At 61.8% G+C, this 21,880-nt stretch carries 14 protein-coding genes and 1 tRNA gene; 13 read left to right on the top strand and 2 right to left on the bottom strand.

Annotated features, from left to right (window positions below; genetic code table 11):
* Positions 1–154: 154 nt before the first annotated feature.
* Positions 155–1,300 carry an MBL fold metallo-hydrolase gene (locus V7747_RS00585; RefSeq protein ID WP_335614125.1) on the top strand — a complete coding sequence of 382 codons (1,146 nt, stop codon included), beginning with the start codon at positions 155–157 and terminating at the stop codon, positions 1,298–1,300.
* A 9-nt stretch (positions 1,301–1,309) separates the two neighbouring features.
* On the opposite strand, the gene V7747_RS00580 is transcribed toward V7747_RS00585, so the two are convergent.
* Positions 1,310–2,209 (bottom strand): DMT family transporter, encoded by a 900-nt coding sequence (locus V7747_RS00580; RefSeq protein WP_335614124.1) that lies wholly within the window; start codon positions 2,207–2,209, stop codon positions 1,310–1,312.
* 105 nt (positions 2,210–2,314) lie between these two features.
* On the opposite strand from V7747_RS00580, the gene V7747_RS00575 reads away from it, so the two are divergent.
* From V7747_RS00575 to V7747_RS00565, 3 genes are all read left to right on the top strand, one after another.
* The gene (locus tag V7747_RS00575) at positions 2,315–3,196 is read left to right on the top strand and encodes a LysR family transcriptional regulator (protein WP_335614123.1); all 882 of its coding nucleotides are present in this window, start codon (positions 2,315–2,317) and stop codon (positions 3,194–3,196) included.
* Between the two features lie 198 nt (positions 3,197–3,394).
* On the top strand, positions 3,395–4,261 hold the full coding sequence (locus V7747_RS00570) for a phytanoyl-CoA dioxygenase family protein (RefSeq protein WP_335614122.1): 867 nt from the start codon (positions 3,395–3,397) through the stop codon (positions 4,259–4,261).
* Between the two features lie 38 nt (positions 4,262–4,299).
* Entirely contained in the window at positions 4,300–5,334 is a 1,035-nt protein-coding gene (locus V7747_RS00565) for an MBL fold metallo-hydrolase (RefSeq protein WP_335614121.1), read from the top strand.
* Between the two features lie 110 nt (positions 5,335–5,444).
* On the opposite strand, the gene V7747_RS00560 is transcribed toward V7747_RS00565, so the two are convergent.
* Complete coding sequence (locus V7747_RS00560) at positions 5,445–7,097, bottom strand: arylsulfatase (RefSeq protein WP_335614120.1); 1,653 nt, start codon at positions 7,095–7,097, stop codon at positions 5,445–5,447.
* A 290-nt stretch (positions 7,098–7,387) separates the two neighbouring features.
* On the opposite strand from V7747_RS00560, the gene V7747_RS00555 reads away from it, so the two are divergent.
* The 9 genes from V7747_RS00555 to V7747_RS00515 all read left to right on the top strand — a co-directional run bounded on the left by V7747_RS00555 (position 7,388) and on the right by V7747_RS00515 (position 21,768).
* Positions 7,388–9,160, top strand: a complete 1,773-nt coding sequence (locus V7747_RS00555) for a S8/S53 family peptidase (protein WP_335614119.1) — start codon at positions 7,388–7,390, stop codon at positions 9,158–9,160.
* Between the two features lie 152 nt (positions 9,161–9,312).
* A complete protein-coding gene (locus V7747_RS00550; RefSeq protein ID WP_335614118.1) occupies positions 9,313–10,749 on the top strand; it encodes a thioredoxin family protein in 1,437 nt (478 codons plus the stop codon).
* Positions 10,746–11,276, top strand: a complete 531-nt coding sequence (locus V7747_RS00545) for a UGSC family (seleno)protein (RefSeq protein WP_276527218.1) — start codon at positions 10,746–10,748, stop codon at positions 11,274–11,276. Before V7747_RS00550 ends, V7747_RS00545 begins: the two co-directional genes overlap by 4 nt.
* Positions 11,277–11,291: 15 nt before the next feature.
* Entirely contained in the window at positions 11,292–12,671 is a 1,380-nt protein-coding gene (gene selA / locus V7747_RS00540) for an L-seryl-tRNA(Sec) selenium transferase (RefSeq protein WP_335614117.1), read from the top strand.
* Entirely contained in the window at positions 12,668–14,527 is a 1,860-nt protein-coding gene (selB, locus tag V7747_RS00535; protein ID WP_335614116.1) for a selenocysteine-specific translation elongation factor, read from the top strand. Before selA ends, selB begins: the two co-directional genes overlap by 4 nt.
* Before the next feature lie 15 nt (positions 14,528–14,542).
* Positions 14,543–14,637: transfer RNA gene (locus tag V7747_RS00530), tRNA-Sec, on the top strand.
* A 243-nt stretch (positions 14,638–14,880) separates the two neighbouring features.
* Positions 14,881–17,097 (top strand): catalase/peroxidase HPI, encoded by a 2,217-nt coding sequence (gene katG / locus V7747_RS00525; protein WP_335614115.1) that lies wholly within the window; start codon positions 14,881–14,883, stop codon positions 17,095–17,097.
* Positions 17,098–17,671: 574 nt separating this feature from the next.
* A complete protein-coding gene (locus V7747_RS00520) occupies positions 17,672–19,666 on the top strand; it encodes a carboxylesterase/lipase family protein (RefSeq protein WP_335614114.1) in 1,995 nt (664 codons plus the stop codon).
* 83 nt (positions 19,667–19,749) lie between these two features.
* Entirely contained in the window at positions 19,750–21,768 is a 2,019-nt protein-coding gene (locus V7747_RS00515; RefSeq protein WP_335614113.1) for a carboxylesterase/lipase family protein, read from the top strand.
* The last annotated feature ends 112 nt before the right edge of the window (positions 21,769–21,880 follow it).

Here is a 21,880-nt window from a genome sequence, read left to right as displayed (position 1 = left end):
CCGAACTGCACATCACCACCAGCGGGTGAATTGTGGCAAAGCTTCCGGGTAGAAATCTGCGCTTCCAGCCCCATGTAAAGAGCATGGCAGGGCAGGCAACACCGCCAGAGACTCACCCAAGAGCTCCAGGCCCGCTACCAGAGGCGCAACCGCTATGCAGCAAGATGACAGTAACCATAACCCTACCGATGACAACAAGGCCGACCGCCGGTATCGCGATTGGCGGCCTCAGCGCCTGATCACTGTGCTGGTGTCGTTGTTGGCAGCGGTGCGGGCTGCACTCAGTGGAACCCTGCGACCTGCCTTTCCGGTGTACCCGGCGTCTGCGCAGTTTCGCGGCGACCGCTTTCGCAACAAGGTGTCACGCGCGCCAATGGGCTTGGGTCAGGGGCTGGCGTTGTGGCGCGATTTTCTCTTCAACAAGCCGGATGGGACGGTGCCGAAGCGGCCGATTCCGGTTCAGCCGCTGACCCGCGATGACCTGCTTGCAGCGCCAGATAACAGTGTCTGGCGGCTGGGCCATTCGAGCTTGGTGTTCAAGCTGAACGGCGAGTTCTGGCTTACCGATCCGGTGTTCAGCGAGCGCGCGTCCCCGGTGCAGTGGTTTGGCCCCAAGCGCTTCCATGCGCCGCCAATCTCGATTGACGAGCTGCCGCCCATCAAGGTGGTGGTGCTCTCACACAATCACTACGATCATCTGGACCATGCTGCAATTTGTCGGCTGCAGCACAAGGTCGAGCGGTTCATTACGCCGCTCGGAGTAGGGGCCACGCTGGTGCGTTGGGGCGTGCCGCCGGGCAAGGTGCGCGAACTGGACTGGTGGAATGACGTCAGCATCGGCGGCGTGCAGGCAACGGCGACCCCGGCGCAGCACTTCTCCGGGCGCGGCTTTTCTGATGGTAACCGCACGTTGTGGTGTTCCTGGGTGCTCAAGACAGGCGATCTGACGATATTCTTCAGTGGTGATACCGGCTACTTCGATGGCTTTCGCGAGATCGGTGAGCGCCACGGCCCGTTCGATATCGCGTTTCTGGAAACCGGCGCCTACAACCCGCGCTGGCAGTACGTGCACATGCTGCCGCAGCAGACCCTGCAGGCGTTTCTCGATCTCAAGGGGCGCTGGTTGTACCCCATCCACAACGGCACCTTTGACCTCTCCATGCATACCTGGGATGACCCCTTTGAGCAGATTAACCGCTTGGCGGATGAGCACGGCGTGGCACTGACCACACCGCGCATGGGGGAGCCGCTACCTATGGCTGAACCGCATGCCGGCAGCCACTGGTGGCGCGAGGGTTGATAGCGCCCTTCAGGTCTTGCGAATCAGATAGATCCCCGCAATTACCAAGGCGGTGCCACCGAGCTGTACCCAGGTGAGCGGCTCGGCCAGCAATAGCCAACTGAAGAAAATGGTCATCACTGGCCCCAGCATGCCGACCAATACCGTCGGCCCGGCGCCGATGCGCTGAATTGCCGCAGACTGAAAGAAGATCGGCAGTACCGTCGAAAACAACGCCATGCCGGCACAGTAGGCGTAGATTGGCAGCGGCTGGATCAGGTCGCTGAGCGGGTTGGTGACCAGAAAGTGCGCCTGCGCCGCGATTATCGATACGATCAGCGCCAGAATCGAGAAGCGTGCTGCACCCAGTTTGGCGATCGAGACCTCGGCAAAGGCGGTATAGCAGGCGTAGGACACGGCCGAGGCGAACACCAGCGCAGCGCCGAGCCAGGGAGCAATGCTGTCTTCTGCCAGTTGATGATCACTGACGAACACCAGGCTTACCCCCGCATAGCAAAGCGCCAAGGCGCCGATCAGGCGCGGGCTGGCACCTTTGCCCAGAAACAATAGGCCAATCAGGATGGTGATTGTCGGGTAGGTAAACAGGATTACCCGCTCCAGCCCGGCGGAGATGTATTGCAGTCCGGCAAAATCCAGAATCGAGGCGCCGTAGTAACCGGTCAGGCCAAGAAACACCAGCAGCGCCCAATCCCTGACGCCGAGCTTCGGGCCGTTGCGCAGGTAGGCATAACCGCTGAGCAGGAACATCGGCAGCGAGAACAGCATACGTAATGAGAGCAGCGTGATCGCATCCACCGGTGCGCTCAGGTAGGCGAGCTTGACGAAGATCGCCTTGAACGAAAAGCCGAAGGCGGCAAGCACGGCAAGCAGGAGGCCGAACTGTCTGGGATTGAGTGCGGTGCGCGTCATGTTGGGCTCTTTCGCGATGTGTTCAACAGATTGGATGCTATGCTTGCATTGGCTCTTGCAGAATTGCCTTTTCGCCATCCAAGTGTTCGTCTTTTTCGAATTCATATGAAATACAATCTGACCGATCTGCGTCTGTTCATCGCCATCGCCGAGTGCCGGAGCTTGACCCATGGCGCTGAGCGATCTTTTCTGGCGCCCTCATCGGCGAGCCATCGCATCAAGATGCTGGAGGCCTCGCTCGGCACAGTGCTGCTGCATCGCCGCTCGCGTGGCGTTGAACTGACGCGCGCAGGCGAAATTTTTCTGCGCCATGCGCGTCAGGTCTTTGCCCGGCTGGAGCAGATGCACTCGGACCTGGCTCCCTATGCCGCAGGTGTGCAAGGGCATGTGCGGCTGTGGGCCAATACCCACGCGATTCACAGTTACTTGCCCAACGATCTGGCGGCGTTCCTCGCGCAGCAACCCCAGGTCAGCGTGAATCTGGAGGAGCACACCAGCGCGGATATTCTCGCTGGCGTTGCCCGGGGCGAGGCGGAGATCGGCATCGTTGCCGGTTACGATGATTATCAGGAGGTCGAGCTGTTGCCCTACCGGGCTGACCGGCTGGTGCTGATAGCCGCGCCGGCGCATCGCTTGGCCAGTTCGGCTTCTCTCTCGTTTGCCGAAGTGGCCGGCGAGCCCTTCGTTATGCTGCATGCCGGCTCGGCCATTCATACCTTCACCATGAACGCAGCCTCCAACATGGGCACACACCTGAACGTGCGAGTGCAGGTCAACAGCTTCGAGGCGGTCTGCCGCATGGTCGCCGCTGGCGTCGGCATCGGCCTGGTGCCGCGCGAGGCGGTCAAGCTGTCCGGGCGGCAACCGCTGTCGATCATCGAGGTTGAAGACGGATGGGCCCAGCGTGATTTGAAGATCTGCATCAGCCGCAAAACGCCGATATCGCAGTTTGCCCGCGCGCTGATTGATCATTTGTTGGCTGAATAGGGCGTTAACAGCACCTCGTCCAGTCCCGAGTTTGGCAGGATCGTCCGGGGGCGGAGGCTAATCGGGCGGAGCTTCCCCTCTACAATGGTGCAAAGGCGGCACCTGTTGTTGTGCTAGCCAACTCATCTTTCAGGTCTGCCGACGTGTTGCGGCTCTGTGCAATACGCGAAGGCCAATGGCGAAAAGAGAGGCTCGGGAATGACTCAGCGCGTATTGAGCGGTAACGATGAGTACCTTAAAAGCGGCTATGCCAAGGCGTATCAGTCCACTGCCGGCAGTCAGCAGGCGGTAGATGCGGCCGAACTCGACAGCCTGCATATGGCACTCATGCGTGAGGGCTACGTCATTCTTGAGCGTATTGTCGCTGAAGATCAGCTTGAGCCTATTCGTCAGCAACTACTGGGGTTGCTGCCGCAGCAGGGCGGGCGTAACGGGTTTGAAGGCACGCGAACGCAGCGACTCTATGGCGTAATTTCCAAGACGCTGGCGTGCAATCCGCTGGTCGAGCATCCGCTGGTGCTGGGTCTGCTCGACCGTGTGCTGGCGCCCAATTACCTGCTATCGCAGTTGCAGGTGATCAACATTTTGCCGGGTGAGCAGGCCCAGCCACTGCACCACGACGACGCCTTCTACCCCGTGCCGCGTCCGCGCGCGCATTTCGGCGCTGCGACCATCATCGCGCTGGATGACTTTACCGCCGAGAATGGTGCGACCGTGGTGATTCCTCGCAGCCATACCTGGGACGGCCATGTGCCGACGGAAAAGGACTGCGCATCAAGCATCCCGATTATCATGCCCAAGGGCTCCATGGTGCTGTTTCTTGGCACGCTCTGGCATGGCGGCGGTGCCAATTACAGCAGCAAACCTCGGCTGGCAGCCACCGCGCAATATTGCGAGCCGTGGGCGCGTCAGCAGGAGAACTTCAGCCTCTCGGTTTCGCCCGAACGGGCCCGTGAGTGCAGCGCGCATATTCAGCGCATGCTGGGTTATTCGATTCACCCCCCGTTCATGGGCATGGTCAATGGCATGCACCCGCGTCGGCTGCTGGACAATCAGTCTCGCTAGCGAACCGCTCCGTCCTCCCACCAAGAAGCAATAGCATTATGGCTACAGAAGGTTTGATATACCCGTACACAACGCCTGCACTTGGCGCCACCCTGGAACTAGCGCCTGGCGTGTTGTGGGTTCGCATGCCGCTGCCGTTCAAGCTTGATCACGTCAATCTCTGGGCGTTGCGTGACACCGACGGCTGGACGCTCGTGGATACCGGGGTTTGTACGCAGCAGGCCATGGCCGTCTGGGAGCAACTGTTTGACGAAGTGCTGGGCGGGCAACCGGTGACGCGTGTGATCTGCACCCATCGTCATGCCGATCATGCTGGCCTGGCCGGCTGGCTGGTCGAGCGCTTCGGCTGCCAACTGTGGATGCCACAGACCGAATACCATGCCTGTAACGCCGCACGTTTGCAGGGCCGGGAGGCGCCGGCGCGGGAGCTGGAGTTTTATCGCCGAGCGGGGTGGAGTGCCTCCGCGCTGGAGTACTTCAGTACCCACTACGGCGGTATTACCAGTATGGTGTCTCCGCTGCCGCAAGCGTTTCGGCGTATCAGCGATGGGGATGTGCTGAGCATAGGTGAACACGCCTGGCAGGTCATAGTTGGCCAGGGGCATACTGCCGAGCACGCCTGCCTGTACTGCGCCGAGTTGGACTTGTTCATCTCCGGCGACCAGGTATTGCCGCTGATTTCATCCAATGTGTCGGTGCAGGCCAGCGAACCGGACGCTAACCCGCTGGGCGATTGGATGACCTCGATGTTGCGGATCCGTGACCGGGTCAGCGACAGCGTGCTGGTGCTGCCCTCACACAACGCCTGTTTTGCCGGCCTGCATACCCGTATTAACGATCTGGTGCAGACGCAACAGTACTTGCTGCGGCAGTTGCAGGCCCAGTTGAGCGAGCCGCGTCGCAGTGTCGATATCTTCAAGTGTCTGTTTGGTCGCGATATTGGCATGGATGACGGCATCGTGCTGGCACTGGCCACGGGCGAAAGTCGCGCCAACCTCAACTGGTTGATCGCCCAGGGTTGCGTCGAACAGCAGTACGATGCCGCTGGTGTGGAGTGGTATCGAGCGCGCTAATCTGGCGGGGGAGTAATGCCACCGCCAAGTAAAACGCCCATCGACGCTAGCGTGCGATGGGCGTTCGGTTTAAGCCAGTGGTTGGCTTTTTTGCGAGAAAACAGAACTCGCTAGTTGGAAGAACCGTTGGGGTTGGACAGCTTGCGCACGGCCTCGTCGATTCCCTTCTTCAGGCTCAGGGTATCGGCGCCCTGGCTCGGCGGGAATTCCTGCAGGCTCTTCAGGTGCGCCGCGAGATAGGGGCCAGCCGCAGTCGGTGCCCACATTTTCTGCGCGAAGAACTTGCGCCCGATATAGCCGTATTCGTGCGACTGCGGATCCATTTTCTCCACGGGGTCCATCAGCAGATTGAATACGTAAGGTACGCTCGGGTAGTACTTCTCATCCCACCAGCTGCCGTCGGGCTTTACGCCGATGTGCATCTTCCAGGCGTTGACGCGAATGGCCATAAGGTCTGTCTCGTCGTAGTAGAAGAACTCCTTACGGGCAGAGGTATCCGAGGCGCCGGTCCAGTAGTCGAGGTTGTTATAACCATCGAGATGGACTTTGAAGTTCTTGCCGTTCAGCTTGTGGCCTTCGAGCAATTCTTCTTTGATGTCGGGCGAACCGGCGGCGGCAGCCAGGGTGGCGAACACATCTTCGTGCGACTGAATGCCGTTGGCGGTGACGCCTGCCGGAATTTTTCCGGGCCAACGGATCAGCATGGGCACGCGTATCCCACCTTCCCAGGTAGTGCCCTTTTCACCGCGGAACGGCGCATAGCCGCCATCCGGCCACATCATCAGTTCATTGCCGTTGTCGGTGGTGTACACCACGATGGTGTTGTCCGCGACGCCCAGCTCGTCGAGCTTGGCCAGCAGCGCGCCCACCTGCTCATCATGCTCCAGCATCTTCGCGCGGACGATGTCCGACTCGGCGCGACCCTCGTCTACTGCTTGCTGAATGTATTGGTTCTGCGGGTGCGACCAGATGTGAATCGCGGTGGTGTTGAACCAGACAAAGAAGGGCTTTTCGTCCTTACCCTTGCGGTCGAGGTAATCAAGCGTGGCGTCCAGCACTTCACCGTCAAAGGTTTCCATCCGCTCGCGGGTCAAGGGGCCGGTGTTTTCGATGGTTTGTCTGCCGACCCTGCCGAACTTGGGATCTTCGGTCGGGTCGTCTACATCGGTGGCAACAGTGCGCAGCACGCCACGTGGCCCGTATTGCTTGAGGTAGTCCGGGTTCTTCTGGCCTGGATAGTTGAGCTGCTCGGGCTCTTCTTCTGCGTTCAGGTGGTAGAGGTTACCGAACCACTCGTCGAAGCCGTTTACCGTGGGCAGGAACTCGTTGCGGTCGCCCAGGTGGTTTTTGCCGAATTGGGCAGTGTTGTAACCATCGGCTTTGAGCACTTGCGCCAGGGTTGGGTCAGAGGCCTGGATATCGCGTTCCGAGCCGGGGATGCCGATGGGCGTCATTCCTGTGCGTACCGGTAACTGGCCGGTAATGAAGGCCGCACGCCCGGCGGTACAGCTGGGTTGACCGTAGTGGTCGGTAAACAGAATGCCGTCATCGGCAATGCTGTCGATGTTGGGGGTTCGCCCCATCATGCCGTGGGTATAGGCGCCGACGTTCCACATGCCGATGTCATCGCCGAAGATGACCAGAATGTTGGGTTTTTTCTCTTCTGCTGCCTGGGCGGGCATGAGCATGAGAGCGGTAGCTAGGCTAAAGGCGATAGCACCGGCACGTCTCACTCCCTGTGCTGATAGATGTGAATGCTTCATGTGAGTTCCTTGGCGTGCATGGTTGATAGAGGGTGCTGCGTCAGCCTGGATTGCCTAGGGCCAACTCGTTTGGGCCTAGTACGGGGATGTGGTTTAACAAGCTGTTGACCCTATGCTAAAGGGCTCCGCCGGTCGGGTACGCCAAGCGCGCCCTCCGGCAAGGTAGCGCTTGGGCTGCTCCCAGGTGTTGATCAACTGATGGAAACAATCGCCGCTTTGCGGGTCGGAAGGTTATCGATCTGATGACCCAACCCGGTGGCAGCTGGCCGCCGACCTTCCTGGAGATCTGAATGCGCTACACCTTTCCCACGAAGCAACGCCGGTGGTGGCCAGCGCTACTGCTGCTGGCGCTGCCATTGACTGCCACGGCGCAAGAGCCGATTCGTATACAGCAGCTCCAACGCTGCGGTGATCTGTTGGAAACCCGCAAACAGACCTTCTGCCTGCAGGTGCATGGTTTGCAGACGGGGGCGTGGCAGGCAACGCTCAACGGCGAGCTTCTGCCCACGGCCTCGGCCTCAGGTGATGACGCATCGCTGCAGCTGCAAATCGATGCGCAGGGCAAGCAAAGCGGCCCCTTGCTGCTGGAGCAGCAGGGCCGACGCAGCAACCCGGTTTGGCTCACGCTTGGCACCAGCCATGTGGTCGCTGCCACCGCGGATGAGGTAACGAAAAACAGCGACGGCCTGACGACCTATGTCGACCTGGTCAGCGTGATTATTGAAGAGGACTACGAGGGCGCCAAGGAGGCGCAGCGGCTAGCGGAAAAGTATGGTGCCAAGGTTGTAGGAATGATTCCGCCGCTCAATACCTATCAGCTGCGGCTGGCGGCAAAAAATCTTGATGAACGGGACGCCACCGTGTTGCGCCTGGGCGGCGAGGTGAGTGTGGATGCGGTCGTGATCGAAGAGTCGGGCGCGGAGGAGAGCCTTGAGTCCGACAGTGCTGCGCCGCCGCCGGGTGACAATGAAGAATGGGCGTCCAATCGTTTTCTCGATGCGGTGAATTTCTATCAACGGCGCTTGCAAAAGGATGAGCACAGGGTGCAAACCCACCCGGTGCGTATCGGCGTGATCGAACGCGACGTGGATTTCGACAGCCCGGATTTTGCCGATTACGTGGGCGACTGTCGTAAGAATCGCCAGCGTACCTGCCTCTATGCGCGCGATGCCGATCGGCCGGACGGCCACGGCAGCACTGTGAGCGGGATTCTTGCTGCCGCGTGGAACCAGGGCGGCAACAGCGGTTTTCTGCGCGGGCTAGACAAGGTGGGCCCAGGATTTGATGTGATAGTGGCGCGCGATTCCGATGCAGGTATTACTGCCAACGTGGCGGCGTCGGTCAATCTGGTGGAAGACGGCGCCCGCGTGATCAACTGGAGTTGGGGCATTCATCGGGTTGGCGCCATTGATGTGAATGGCGACCCCATTGACTCGCTCGTGCGCTCCGGTATCGCCATGAGTGGCTATGAGGAGCTGTTGGAAGAGTTCTTCCTGTGGCTGCGTCAGGCGCATCCGGACGTGGTGGTGGTGAATTCCGCCGGCAATGGCTCCTCGTTTTCCGGGCGTGATGAGTACCGCCTGCCGTCCTCCTTCGTGACCGACCAACTGTTTGTGGTTGGCGGCCACGAACGCAGCGACAAGGATGTGCCCGTTGAAGATCCGCGGTATGCCAGCAAACGCAAGGCCTCCAATATCGACATGCGGGTCGACATCACCGCCGCCGCTTGTGTGCATGGCTCCACCGCCCAGGAAGGCGAGGAGGGCGAGGTGCACTGCGGTACTTCCTACGCCACTCCCTTGGTGGCAGGTCTGTTGGCCGCCATGCTGTCGATCAACCCGGAACTGGAGCCGGATCAGTTGCGCATGCTGCTGCGCCGCAGCGCCATGACCATTGGTGAGGAATACGACTTTGAGCCCACAGAGGGTGACGATCTGACCGCACCCATACTGCCGTCCGAGCGAGCCCACGAGTTGAACAATCCGGATGTCGGCCGTTCGGCCCGGCTGGATATGTACAAGGCGCTGGATCTGACGGTAAAGAGTCTGAACCGGGTGCGCTGACGGGGCGTCGTAGCGACGGTAAAGGCCGGGGTGCCGCCACAGTGATAATGGGTCAATCAGCCTGTGCATGACGCCCGCTCACCGGTTGGCATCCCCTTGTTGCAGGCCTATGCTGTTTCATCCAAGAGACACAAGACCGTAAAAGGCGCCCCATGAGTACAGCACTACCGGACGGCCTGATTGTAGTGGCCAAGGCCGATTGCCCGACCTGCCGACTGGTCGAACCGCTGCTGGCCGAGATTGCCGAGGCCGGCCCACTGACGGTTTACGCGCAGGATTCGGCTGACTACGCCGCGGACCTGCCGTCCTCCCTGTACGACAAGACGCTCGAACACTCCTTCCACCTCGGCATCGAGTTTGTGCCGACGCTGATTCGCGTCGAGAACGGTGAAGAGGTCGAGCGTACCTACGGCTGGCACAAGGAAGACTGGCGCCAGCTGACCGGCTTGGCCGATCTGGGTGAAGCGCTGCCGGTGATGCGTCCGGGCTGCGGCTCGAAGACACTGGAGCCGGGTATCAGCGAAGAGCTGGAGCTGGCCTTTGGCGATATTCGCCTGCAGTCGCGCGAGATCGACATGGGTAGTGCCGAAGACCCAATGGAAGCCTGCTTCGAACGCGGCTGGAGCGATGGCCTGCCGGTGGTGCCGCCGACCCCTGTGCGGGTGCTGCGCATGCTCAAGGGCACCAGCCGCCAGCCCGACGAAGTGGTTGGGTTAATGCCGCCGGACCTGGTGCCGGTGACCGTCGAAAAAGTTGCGATCAATGCGGTACTGGCCGGCTGTAAGCCGGAATACATGCCGGTGCTGCTGGCTGCGCTGGAAGCGGCACTGACCGATGAATTCGGCCTGCACGGCCTGATCTGCACCACCATGTTCGGCAGCCCGATGATCGTGGTCAACGGCCCCGCCGCGCGCGCCATAGGCATGAACTCCGGCGTCAACGCGCTGGGTCAGGGCAACCGCGCCAACGCCACCATTGGCCGTGCGCTGCAACTGCTCATTCGCAATGTCGGCGGTGGTCGCCCCGGTGAAATCGACCGCGCAACCCTGGGCAATCCCGGCAAGTACAGTTTCTGTTTTGCCGAGGCCGAAGACGCCGACTGGCTGCCGCTGGCGCAGGAGCGCGGCATCGAGGCCGGTCGCTCGGCGGTGACCCTGTTCCCCGGTGAGGGCGTGCAGGGCATCGTTGATCAGAAGTCGCGCGACCCCGAATCGCTGGCGCGCTCCTTCGCCCTGTCGCTGCGCACGGTGGACCACGCCAAGCTGGCGATGGCCGGTGACGCGGTGCTGGTGGTGTCGCCCGAACATGCGCGGGTCTTTATCGAGGCGGGCTGGTCGAAACAGCGGCTGCGCGAAGAACTCGAGAAGCTGTTGCTGGCGCCCGGTGCCGAGCTGGTGGCCGGTGCCGGTGGCATCGCCGAGGGTATTCCCGAACGTTTCAAGGATCAGCAGGTGCCCAAGTTCCGTCCGGGCGGGTTGTTGATCGTCAGGGCTGGCGGCACCGCCGGCCTGTTCTCCGCCATTATTGCCGGCTGGGCTGCGTCAGGCCCGGTCGGTTCGTCTCCGGTAACACGTGAGGTAACGTCATGAACCACAGCATTGTGCTCGATCCGACCGCGGAACGGGCGCCGGCGCAGCGTGCGCGTCTGGCCCGTCCCGCCAGCCTTGAAGGCAAGGTGGTCGGTCTGCTCGACATTTCCAAGCCACGCGGCAATGTCTTCCTCGACCGTATCGAGGAGCAGCTGGCAGCCATGGGTATTGCGGTGAAGCGCTATAACAAGCCGACCTTCACCCGCATTGCCCCAACCGAACTCAAACAGCAGATGGCCGCCGAGGTGGATCTGCTGGTGGAAGGTCTGGCCGACTGAGGGTCTTGCACGTCGTGCTGTATGCATGACATCGCAGACCTGGAGTCACGTCAGATCCCGGGAGTAGGGGTTGCCTCCAGTGAATTTGTACAGGCCGCGGCGTTGCAGTCGAAGGCCCTTGGCTTTGATCCGGCCATGGTCTTTGTTCCGCATCCGATCCAGGACCGCACCGACGATGAAATGCGCGCGCTTGCTGATGGCGCGCTGGCAGAGATTCTGCGCCTGCTGCAAAGCGGCGACGCAGACTGAGCCGCAGGTGGCCGCATGACGGCCGCCATCAACCGACCGCCAGCGGTCGACCGGGTACTGGCCTGGCCGCTGGTGCAGCAACTGATTGCCGATCACGGCCGCGCGCTGGTGCTCGATGGCGTGCGTGCCGCGCTGCAGCGGTGGCGCGACGGCCAGATCAGCGACGACGAGGCGCTGGTGCATTGGCTGCGTCAGCACCTGCTGGCGACGCTGGCGCCCTCCATGCGCCCGGTGCTGAACCTGACCGGGACCGTGCTGCATACCAATCTCGGCCGCGCGCCCTTGCCGCCGGAAGCGGTGGCGGCGATGAACGCGGTCGCGCTCGGGGCGAGCAATCTGGAGTTCGAGCTCGCCAGCGGGCAACGTGGCGACCGTGACGATCACGTCGAACAATGGATCTGCCGCCTGACCGGCGCCGAGGCCGCGACCGTGGTCAACAACAACGCCGCTGCCGTGCTGCTGGTGCTCAACGCGCTGGCGAACCGCCGCGAGGTGGTGGTCTCGCGCGGTGAGCTGATCGAAATCGGTGGTTCCTTCCGCCTGCCGGACATCATGGCCCGCGCCGGCTGCAAGCTGCGCGAGGTTGGTGCCACCAACCGCACCCACCCGCGCGACTACAGCGAAGCCGTTGGCCCGCGTACCGCGCTGCTGCTCAAGGCACACACCAGCAACTACCGCATCGAAGGCTTCAGTACCGCGCTCAGCGAGGCGCAGCTGGCGGCGATTGCCCGTGAGCATCAGGTACCGCTGGCGGTGGATCTGGGCAGCGGCTCGCTGATCGACCTGCAGGCGCTGGGGCTGCCGGCCGAACCGGTGGTCGCGCAGGTGCTGGCCGAAGGCGTCGACGTGGTCACCTTCAGTGGCGACAAACTGCTCGGCGGGCCGCAGGCCGGCATCATCGCAGGCCGTGCGGACCTGATCGCGCGCATCCGCAAGAGCCCGCTGAAACGGGCACTGCGTTGCGACAAGCTGACCCTCGCCGCACTGGAAGCGGTGCTGCGCTTGTATGCCGACCCGGACACCCTGGTGCAGCGGGTACCGACCCTGCGTCTGCTGACCCGCAGTGCCGAGTCGATTCAGCAAACCTGCGCGGCGCTGCTGCCTGATTTGCAGCGCTGGGCAGGGGAGGGCTTTGCGGTAGATGTTTGCGCGGTCAGCAGCCAGATCGGCTCCGGCTCGCTGCCGCTCGATGTGCTGCCGAGTGCGGCGCTGCGTGTGTGCAGCACCAGTGGCAATCGGCGTGAGCGCAGCCGCGCGCTGCGGCAGTTGGCAGAGCGCCTGCGACAGTTGCCGCAGCCGGTGATCGGCCGGATTGCCGACGACAGTCTGCTGCTCGATTGCCGCTGTCTGGAAGACCCGCAAGAGCTGCGTATCGCGCTGGGAGCGGCCGGGTGATCATTGCCACCGCCGGGCACGTTGACCACGGCAAGACCTCATTGATTCGTGCCCTTACCGGGGTAGACACCGACCGGCTGGCCGAAGAAAAGCGCCGCGGGCTGACCATCGAACTGGGGTTTGCCTGGTTGCCGAGCGAGACCGACGAGCCGTTGGGGTTTATCGATGTGCCAGGCCATGAGCGCTTTATCGGCACCATGCTGGCGGGGGTTGCCGGGGTGGATATGGCGCTGCTGGTAGTAGCGGCCGATGACGGCGTGATGCCGCAGACCCGCGAGCATCTGGCGATTTTGCAGCTGCTTGGTGTACGCGAGCTTGCGCTGGTGATCAGCCGCTGCGATCTGGTGGATGCTGCTCAACAGCAGCGGGTCGCCGAGCAGGTACAGGCGCTGGCGGCCGAGGCGGGTTGGCCCGCGGCTCGTATTTGGCCGGTATCCAGCACCAGCGGGCAGGGCATTGACGCGCTGCGTCAGGCGCTGCAGCAACAGGCAAAACAGCGTGAGGCGCGGTCGAGCGACAGCCCGGCGCGCTTTATGATCGACCGCCGCTTCAGCATCGCCGGGGCGGGTTGCGTGGTGACCGGCACGTTGGTCAGCGGTCGTCTGCAGGTGGGGCAAAAGCTCTGGCTGCATGGGCAGGAGGTGCGGGTGCGCAGCCTGCAACGGGCCTCCAGTGAGGTCGCCGAGGTACGCGCGGGGCAACGCTGTGCGCTCAATCTGGGTGGCGCGGTGTCGGCGGACCAACCCCAGCGCGGCGATTGGCTGAGCGAGCAGGTGTTGCCGCTCAGTGATCGGCTGGATGTTTCCCTCTCGCAGTTACCCGACAGCCATTGGCACCGCGGCGTGCTGCAGCTGCATTTGGGCACCGCTGTTCATCCGGTTCGGGTGGTGCTGCTGGATGAGGCAGCGGGACTGGCGCAGCTGATGCTGGAGCAACCGGTGCCTGCGGTCTGGGGTGATCGCTTTATCATCCGCGACCCGGCGGCCAACACCACGCTGGGTGGCGGCCGGGTACTGGATCCGCAGGGTGTGGGGCGCGGCCGCAGCAAGCCGCAGCGGTTGGCCCTGCTGGCTGCCTGGTCGAACGCCAGCACGTCGAGTGAGGTGCTGGCCGCAGCGCTGCAGCAGGGCGCGGTGGCGTTGCCCGAACTGGCGCTGAAACTGAATCTGTCCGCCGAGCAGCTTGAGCAACTGCTCCCGGATGCCGGGCTGACCGTGCTGTCAGCGGCTGGCCAGCGGGTTGCGCTGACCGAGCGGACTTGTGAGGCGCGCTGGCAGCAACTGGCTGCGCGTCTGGCCGATTGGCACCAGCAGCATCCCGAGTTGCTTGGGCCGGGGGAAGGGCAGATCGGCTTGGTGGGCTGTCTGCAACTGCCGTTACCGCTGGCGCGCCAACTGCTGCAGCGCTGGCAGACCGAAGGGCGGTTGCAGCGCACCGCCTGGGCAGTGCACCTGCCGCAGCACCGACCGCAGCTGCAGCCGGGTGATGCCGAGCTGCTGGCGCGGGTGGTTGATGAACTGGCGCCATGCGGCTTGCGACCGCCGATTGTTGGCGAGTTGGCGACCGCGCTGGAGATGGAGCTGGGAGCACTCAAGGCCTTTTTGCTGCGCATGCAGCGCTCTGGCGAGCTGATTGCCGTGGCACCCAACCGTTATTACCTGCCATCACAGGTGGAAGGGTTGGTAGCGCTGGCGCGACAGTTAGTGGCAGACTCGCCGTCCGGCAGTTTCAATGCGGCCCAGTACCGTGATGCCTCGGGCATCGGCCGCAACCTGACCATTCAGGTGCTGGAGTATCTGGATCGCGCGGGCGTGACCCGCTTCGTGCGCGAGCAACGTTTTCTGGTGGCTGGCTGAGCTGGCTGCTGCAATGGATGGACATCGTCCCCGGTGGGGCGCCCGGACTTCAACTCCGGTGAGATGCGCAACGCGCGTCTGGTGGGTTCGACTCCCATGTCCTTCCGCCATTTTCGTTCCTTGATATTGCCGCTATCTGCGGCGGGGCCTCACGCACCGGCGGGCCAGTTGCACGGCTATGGCGTCGCCGCCGCCTTGATAGTTCTGATCTATTGGTAGCGTTAATTTATCTCAATGGCGCTAATCAGGTCGCGTGCTTAACTTAGTGGCAGGTCGCAGGTAACCGGGGAGTGTTGTCATCCTCCCCGCCTCCGGGCTGACCACAGCACCCATTACCTGAAGCGGAGATGATCATGAGCGATAACAAGACCGGCGGATGCCCGGTAATGCACGGCTCCAACACAAGACTCACTGGGCGAGGCACTACCAACAAGGATTGGTGGCCCAACCAGCTGAATGTGAACGTGCTGCATCAGAACCACCCCAAGTCTGATCCCCTCGGCGACGATTTTGATTATGCCGCCGAATTCAAGAAGCTTGACCTGGCGGCGGTCAAGCAGGATCTCGCTGAGCTGATGACCGACTCCAAGGACTGGTGGCCCGCCGACTACGGCCATTATGGTCCGTTGATGATCCGCATGGCCTGGCACTCGGCCGGCACCTATCGCACTGCCGATGGGCGTGGCGGTGCCTCTACCGGCAACCAGCGCTTTGCGCCGCTCAACAGCTGGCCGGACAATGGCAACCTGGACAAGGCGCGTCGCCTGCTGTGGCCGGTAAAGCGCAAGTACGGCAACCAGCTGTCGTGGGCTGACCTGTACATTCTCGCCGGCAACGTCGCGCTGGAAACCATGGGCTTCAAGACCTTTGGTTACGGCGGCGGCCGCAAGGACATTTGGGCACCGGAAGAAGATATCTACTGGGGCGCCGAGACCGAGTGGCTGGCCACCAGCGATAAGCCCAACAGCCGCTATTCCGGTGAGCGTGACCTGGAGAACCCCCTGGCAGCAGTGCAGATGGGGCTGATCTATGTGAACCCCGAAGGCCCGGACGGCAATCCTGATCCGCTGTTGTCCGCCCGCGATATCCGCGACACTTTCGCCCGCATGGCGATGAATGATTACGAAACCGTGGCTCTGACCGCCGGCGGTCACACCTTCGGCAAGACCCACGGCGCCGGTGATGCGTCCCATGTGGGTGTTGAGCCCGAGGGCGGTGCCCTGGAAGCCATGGGTTTTGGCTGGCTGAGTACTCACGGTAGCGGCAAGGGCCGCGATACCATCACCAGTGGGCTGGAAGGCGCCTGGACGCCGACCCCCACAAAGTGGGACATGAGTTACTTTGACGTGCTCTTTGGTTACGAATGGGAGTTGACCAAGAGCCCGGCCGGTGCGCATCAATGGGCACCCAAGAATCTGGCCGAAAAGGATCATGCTCCGGACGCGGAAGACCCGAGCAAGCGCGTTGGCATCATGATGTCCACCGCTGATATGGCCATGCGTGAGGACCCGGAATACCGCAAGATTGCCGAGCACTTCCACAGGAATCCGGACGAGTTTGCCGACGCCTTTGCGCGCGCCTGGTTCAAGTTGACCCACCGTGACATGGGTCCGAAGGTGCGCTACCTGGGGCCTGAGGTGCCGGCAGAAGACCTGATCTGGCAAGATCCGGTACCGGCCGTCGATCACCCGCTGGTCGACGCACAGGATATAGCGGCGCTCAAGGCCAAGCTGCTGGCCTCAGGGCTCAGTGTGGCCGAGCTGGTATCCACCGCCTGGGCATCGGCCTCGACCTATCGCGACTCAGACAAGCGCGGCGGTGCCAACGGCGCACGCATTCGATTGGCCCCGCAGAAAGATTGGGAAGTAAACCAGCCGATGCAACTGGCCAGGGTGCTCAAGGTATTGGAAGGTATTCAGGCTGACTTCAATGCCGCACAGCGTGGTGGCAAGAAGGTCTCCTTGGCCGACCTCATCGTGTTGGGCGGCGCTGCGGCGATTGAAAAAGCGGCGCAGGACGGCGGAACGCCTATCGCGGTGCCGTTCGCCCCTGGCCGTACCGATGCCACCGATGAGCAGACCGATGCCGAGTCCTTCGAGCCGCTGAAGCCCGAGGCGGACGGTTTCCGTAACTACCGCAGAACCAAGTTCAGCGTGCCTGATGAGGAGATGCTGATCGATAAGGCACAGCTGCTGGGTCTGAGTGTGCCGGAAATGACCGCACTGGTCGGTGGTTTGCGCGTGTTGGGGGCTAACTACAACGGCAGCCAGCACGGCGTGTTTACCGATCGGCCGGGTACCTTGAGCAATGATTTCTTTGTCAACCTGATTGACATGGACTTTGCCTGGAAGCCCAGCGCAGCGGATGCCGACGTCTATGAAAGCAGCTGCCGCAAGACCGGTGCAGCCAAGTGGACTGGCACCCGCGTGGACCTGGTATTTGGCTCCAACTCGCTGCTGCGCGCCGTGGTTGAGGCCTATGCGCAGGACGACGCCAAAGCCAAGTTTGCGCAGGATTTTGTGGCCGCCTGGAACAAGGTAATGAACGCAGATCGCTTTGACCTGGCCTGAGCTGAACCCTGCGTGAATAGCAGTACAACCCTCGGGCGCCGCAAGGCGCCCGAGGCGTATTGATTGACGTTAAAGCAGCGCCAAAACAGATTATAAGCTCGATGAATGCATACCTATATTTGCGTCATTTGAGGTCTAAGACGACACCTGTTATGTCTCATTGTCGTTACCGAAAATTGTCTTGTATCGAGTTAATTTTCACATTTAAGCGGATTTTCGAAATCGGGCTACGGCATGGATAGGCTCTGGTTTTGTTATTTTGGTGCACAAGTGTTTACCTATTTTGCCGCTCCCAAAAAACTGTATGGGCGAGCTTTGACCTGTTGGTCATTCGCCTGAACTGTCTCCCATCGCTGGCGGGTCTCGCGCGCGGCAGTGGCAGTGCAGGCTACCTTGTCGCTTCGCCAAATCCCTGTCTATGCTCTGCGGCAATTGACCATCTGTCGTCTGTCAGCGCGGGTGAGTCAAGGGTTCCGCGTGCGCGTCCTTCGCCGGCTCTGAGCCTTGGCAGCTTCGGCAAAACATGAAGGCAACGTCTCGACGAACTCCATTACAACAATAAACGGAGGTCAGCATGAAAGGTTCAAAGGTCCCCTATCCACTCCGCTCGGCGGCACTGACGGCGTCTTGTCTCGCCGCTCTGTTCTCGCTGTCGGGCTGCCTTGGCGGTTCAGGCTCCGGCGGCGATGATGCCCGCACCGGGGTCTTCGTCGATAGCCCGGTGGCAGGGCTGGACTATCAGCGCAGCTCGGGCGGTACCGGCACCACCAATGAGCGTGGTGAGTTCAGCTACCTTGGTGGCGAAACCCTCAGCTTTGCCATCGGTGAGCTAGCGCTGGGTGCTGCCGCAGGTGCGGATATGCTCACCCCCCTGAACATCATCGAAGGTGCTACTGGCAGCGATGATCAGCGGGTCAGCAACATGCTGGTGCTGCTGCAATCACTGGATGCGGATGGCAACCTGAATAACGGCATCCAGATCACCGCCGCCATCCGCGAAGAAGTGTCGCTGAACGCGGGTACGCTGCAGTTGGATCAGGCGCCGGCCGATTTCCGCACCAGCCTCTCTGCCGTCGTCGCTACCTTGGAAACCGCCGGTGCGTTCAGTGATACCGATCCGCGAGCACGTAGTCTGGTCAGTGCCGCCGCCGCGCAGCAGCACTTCAGCCGCGCCACCAGCAAGCGCCTGGTGGTCAGCACCAGCGCTGGGGATTTGAGCGGCTTCGAAGCGGATGAGAACACCTGGCAGTTCCTCGGTATCCCCTATGCCAAACCACCGCTGGGCGACCTGCGCTGGCGCGCACCGCAGCAGCCCGAGCCTTGGGAGGGCGTGCGTGATGCTGTCGCCTGGAGCGATCAGGCGGCGCAGAATCCGGGGCTGCAGCGTTTCGGGGAGGGCGGCATGAGTGAAGACTCGCTGTACCTCAACGTAACGGCGCCCAAGGACGCAGACGATCTGCCCGTAATGGTCTGGTTCCATGGCGGCGGTTTCACTGCGCTGACCAGCAACACAGTACCGTTCAATAACCCCGCTGCGGTTGCCAGCAAGGGCGTGGTGCAGGTGTCGGTCAATCACCGACTGGGGCCATTCGGTTACATTGCGCACCCCGAGCTGAGTGACGAGAGCGGTTATGAGGGCTCCGGCAACTACGGCCAGATGGATCTGGTGATGGCGCTGGAATGGGTGCGCGACAACATCGATGCGTTTGGCGGCAACCCGAATAACGTGACCATCTTTGGTGAGTCTGGCGGCGGTCGCAAGGTACTGTCGCTGATGGCCTCGCCCAAAGCCGCGGGCCTGTTCCACAAGGCGATCAGCCAGAGTGGCACGCTTTATCCCGACACACGCAGCCTGGCCGCCGCCGAGGCGATCGGCAGCGATCTACAGACCAACCTGAACGCCGCCTCGCTGGAGGAGATGCGCGAAAAAAGCTGGCTTCAGGTGGTGTCTGCCGCTGCTGCTTTGGCGCCTTACACCAACGTCGACAACAACTACCTGCCGACTACCGAGCGCGCCGTGTTCGAGGGCGATAACGACAACGACGTGCCCTTCATGTTCGTGGTCAATACCAACGACACCATTGATCCGATCAATACGGTCAAGGAGGTCTTTCCCTGGATGGCGCCGCTGAAGGAAGCGCCCACCTACGCAACCCTGTTCAGTCATCAGCCAGCCGGTTGGAAAGCCCGCGGTGTAGAGGCTTATCACGCGGCAGAGCTGGCCTATGTGTTCAACATGCCGGAAAGCGTAGTGACCCATTACCTGCTGGGGCTGGTGATTGATCCGGCGACCAACAGGTCCCTGGTGATTGGTGACCTGAACGGTAACGGCGTTGCTGGTTCTGCGGGCGATACGGCAGACATCTTTGCTTCAGCCGGCTTTGATGAAACGGACGAGGTGGTGACCGAGCGCATGCTGACCATCTGGACCAACTTTGCCAAGACGGGCAATCCGAGCATCAGCGGTGAAATCGACTACCCGGAATACGACGCCCAGACCCAGCAGTACGTGGAGCTGAGTGATGTGGCCGAGGTCAAGTCGAGTCTTGCCAACGAGTTTGCAGACTGATCTATCAACAACAAAAAATGGCACCGGCGGCAAGATTGCCGGCGGTGCCGGACAACTGATTGAAACCTGCAAAGGAGAGCATCATGTTCAAACCCGAAACTGCCAAGTTTCCTCTGCGCGCCGCTTGGCTAGCCCTGGCGCTGGCGCCCATGCTGACCCTGAGTGGCTGTCTGGACGGCGATTCCGACGACGATGATCCGTCCAGTGGCACCTTTGTCGACAGTCCGGTTTCTGGCCTCGATTATCAGGGGCCGAGGGTCGGTACCGCGCAAACCAGTGGCGACGGTAAGTTCAAGTACTTCCCCGGTGAGACCATCAGCTTTGCCATAGGTGACCTGCCATTGGGTTCGGCCATCGGCGCCGATGAACTGACACCCTTGAGCATCACCGAAGGTGCCAGTGCGGCCAGTGATACGCGTGTCAGCAATATGCTGGTCCTGCTACAGAGCCTGGATGCCGATGGCGATCTCAATAACGGTATACAGATTACCCAACAGATCAGCGACGAGGTGTCCTTTAGTGCCGCAAGCCTGGACCTCAGTCAGCCGGCGGCAGACTTTCGCGCTAGCCTGGCGGCGGTGCTGGATACGCTGGAAACCGCGGGTGCCTTCAGCGATACCGATCCGCGTGCCCGCAGCGTCATGCCGACCGCGGATGCGCTGGCGCACTTCAGTCGTACGACCAGCGAGCGTCTGGTTGTCAGTACCGAGTCGGGTGACCTGCGTGGTTTTGCGGCAAACGACGATACCTGGCAGTTTCTTGGCGTACCCTATGCCAAACCGCCACTCGGTGAGTTGCGCTGGACGCCGCCGCAGCCGCTGGAACCTTGGGATGGCGTGAGGGAGGCGGTATCCTGGGCCGACCAGTCTGCGCAGGATACAGCGCTGGAAGCGGTCAACGAAGGGGGCATGAGCGAGGATTCGCTGTACCTGAATATCACCGCACCAAAAGACGCCGACAACCTGCCGGTGATGGTCTGGTTCCATGGTGGCTCCTTCGCCATCCTGTCGGCCAACTCCAGCCAGTACAACAACCCGGACGGGCTGACCGAGAAGGGCGTGGTGCTGGTTACCGTCAATCACCGGCTCGGTCCGTTCGGTTACATTGCTCACCCGCTGCTCACGGCCGAAAGCGGTTACCAGGGTTCGGGCAACTACGGGCAGATGGATCTGGTGATGGCGCTGGAGTGGGTGCGCGACAATATCGAGGCCTTTGGCGGCAACCCGGGCAACGTGACCATCTTTGGTCAGTCCGGTGGCGGCGGCAAGGTCTACTCGCTGATGAATTCGCCCCAGGCGACCGGCCTGTTTCACAAGGCGATAGTGCAAAGCGGTGTGGCACCGCTGGATGAGGTGGGCGGCCCGGAAGTATCGCTGGCCGAGTCTGAAGCTATCGGCAGTGCGCTCTTCGCACGGGCGGGCGTCAGCTCGCTGGCAGAGGCGCGGGCGTTGCCTTGGACGGCGCTGATCAAGGCCGATCAAGACAACAGCATTCCGCGGCAGACCTACCGACCCAACGCCGATAACTACTATCAGCCCAACACCTATTATCAGAACGTGGTCAATGGGATGCCGAGTGATGTACCGCTGATGTCCGGCGTTACCTCGGGCGACTACACTACGCTGCGTGCAGCCTTGCCGATCTGGCTGGCGCAGCGCTCGGCGCAGTACCAGTCGGAGCAGTTCATCTACAAGTTCAGCCGTGTGCCACCGGGCTGGAGCGAGATGGGGCTGGCCAGCTGTCACGGGTGCGAGCTGCCTTATCTGTTCAATTACCCGGCGGCCATGGTGCAAAACTACCTGCTAGGGTTGGTACTCACGCCTCAGGGCACGCGTCCGGTCATTGGTGATCTGAACAACAACGGCGTGACCGGTACCCAGGGTGATCCGGCGGATGTGTTTGCCTCGATGCGCTATGGTGCAACCGATGTGGCAATCGCCGATCAGACCATGACCATGTGGACCAACTTCGCAAAAACCGGCAACCCCAGTACGGAGCAACTCGACTGGCCAGCCTTTACCCTGGATAACGACACCTTCGTCGAAATCGGGCCGGATGCGGAGGCGACAGTGGAAACCGGTCTCGCCGAGTCCATTCAGTAGCGGTAGCGGGGCGGCCGTTCCAGGCCGGCTCAGTGCTATCGTGATGGCAACACCAACCCCGAGCGTCCGTCGTGTCGCTCGGGTTTTGTGTTATCTGGGGAGTGCGAATAGT

It is taken from the genome of Halopseudomonas sp., from assembly GCF_036960865.1.
GTDB lineage: Bacteria > Pseudomonadota > Gammaproteobacteria > Pseudomonadales > Pseudomonadaceae > Halopseudomonas.
Note: the sequence above shows the minus strand (reverse complement) of the source record. Positions and strands in the feature narration are given on the sequence as shown.

Excerpts from the sequence above, each read along its gene's own strand:
- V7747_RS00585 (WP_335614125.1), top strand. The coding sequence starts at position 155 with ATGCAGCAAGATGACAGTAACCATAACCCTACCGATGACAACAAGGCC.
- V7747_RS00580 (WP_335614124.1), bottom strand. The coding sequence starts at position 2,209 with ATGACGCGCACCGCACTCAATCCCAGACAGTTCGGCCTCCTGCTTGCC.
- V7747_RS00575 (WP_335614123.1), top strand. The coding sequence starts at position 2,315 with ATGAAATACAATCTGACCGATCTGCGTCTGTTCATCGCCATCGCCGAG.
- V7747_RS00570 (WP_335614122.1), top strand. The coding sequence starts at position 3,395 with ATGACTCAGCGCGTATTGAGCGGTAACGATGAGTACCTTAAAAGCGGC.
- V7747_RS00565 (WP_335614121.1), top strand. The coding sequence starts at position 4,300 with ATGGCTACAGAAGGTTTGATATACCCGTACACAACGCCTGCACTTGGC.
- V7747_RS00560 (WP_335614120.1), bottom strand. The coding sequence starts at position 7,097 with ATGAAGCATTCACATCTATCAGCACAGGGAGTGAGACGTGCCGGTGCT.
- V7747_RS00555 (WP_335614119.1), top strand. The coding sequence starts at position 7,388 with ATGCGCTACACCTTTCCCACGAAGCAACGCCGGTGGTGGCCAGCGCTA.
- V7747_RS00550 (WP_335614118.1), top strand. The coding sequence starts at position 9,313 with ATGAGTACAGCACTACCGGACGGCCTGATTGTAGTGGCCAAGGCCGAT.
- selA (WP_335614117.1), top strand. The coding sequence starts at position 11,292 with ATGACGGCCGCCATCAACCGACCGCCAGCGGTCGACCGGGTACTGGCC.
- katG (WP_335614115.1), top strand. The coding sequence starts at position 14,881 with ATGAGCGATAACAAGACCGGCGGATGCCCGGTAATGCACGGCTCCAAC.
- V7747_RS00520 (WP_335614114.1), top strand. The coding sequence starts at position 17,672 with ATGAAAGGTTCAAAGGTCCCCTATCCACTCCGCTCGGCGGCACTGACG.
- V7747_RS00515 (WP_335614113.1), top strand. The coding sequence starts at position 19,750 with ATGTTCAAACCCGAAACTGCCAAGTTTCCTCTGCGCGCCGCTTGGCTA.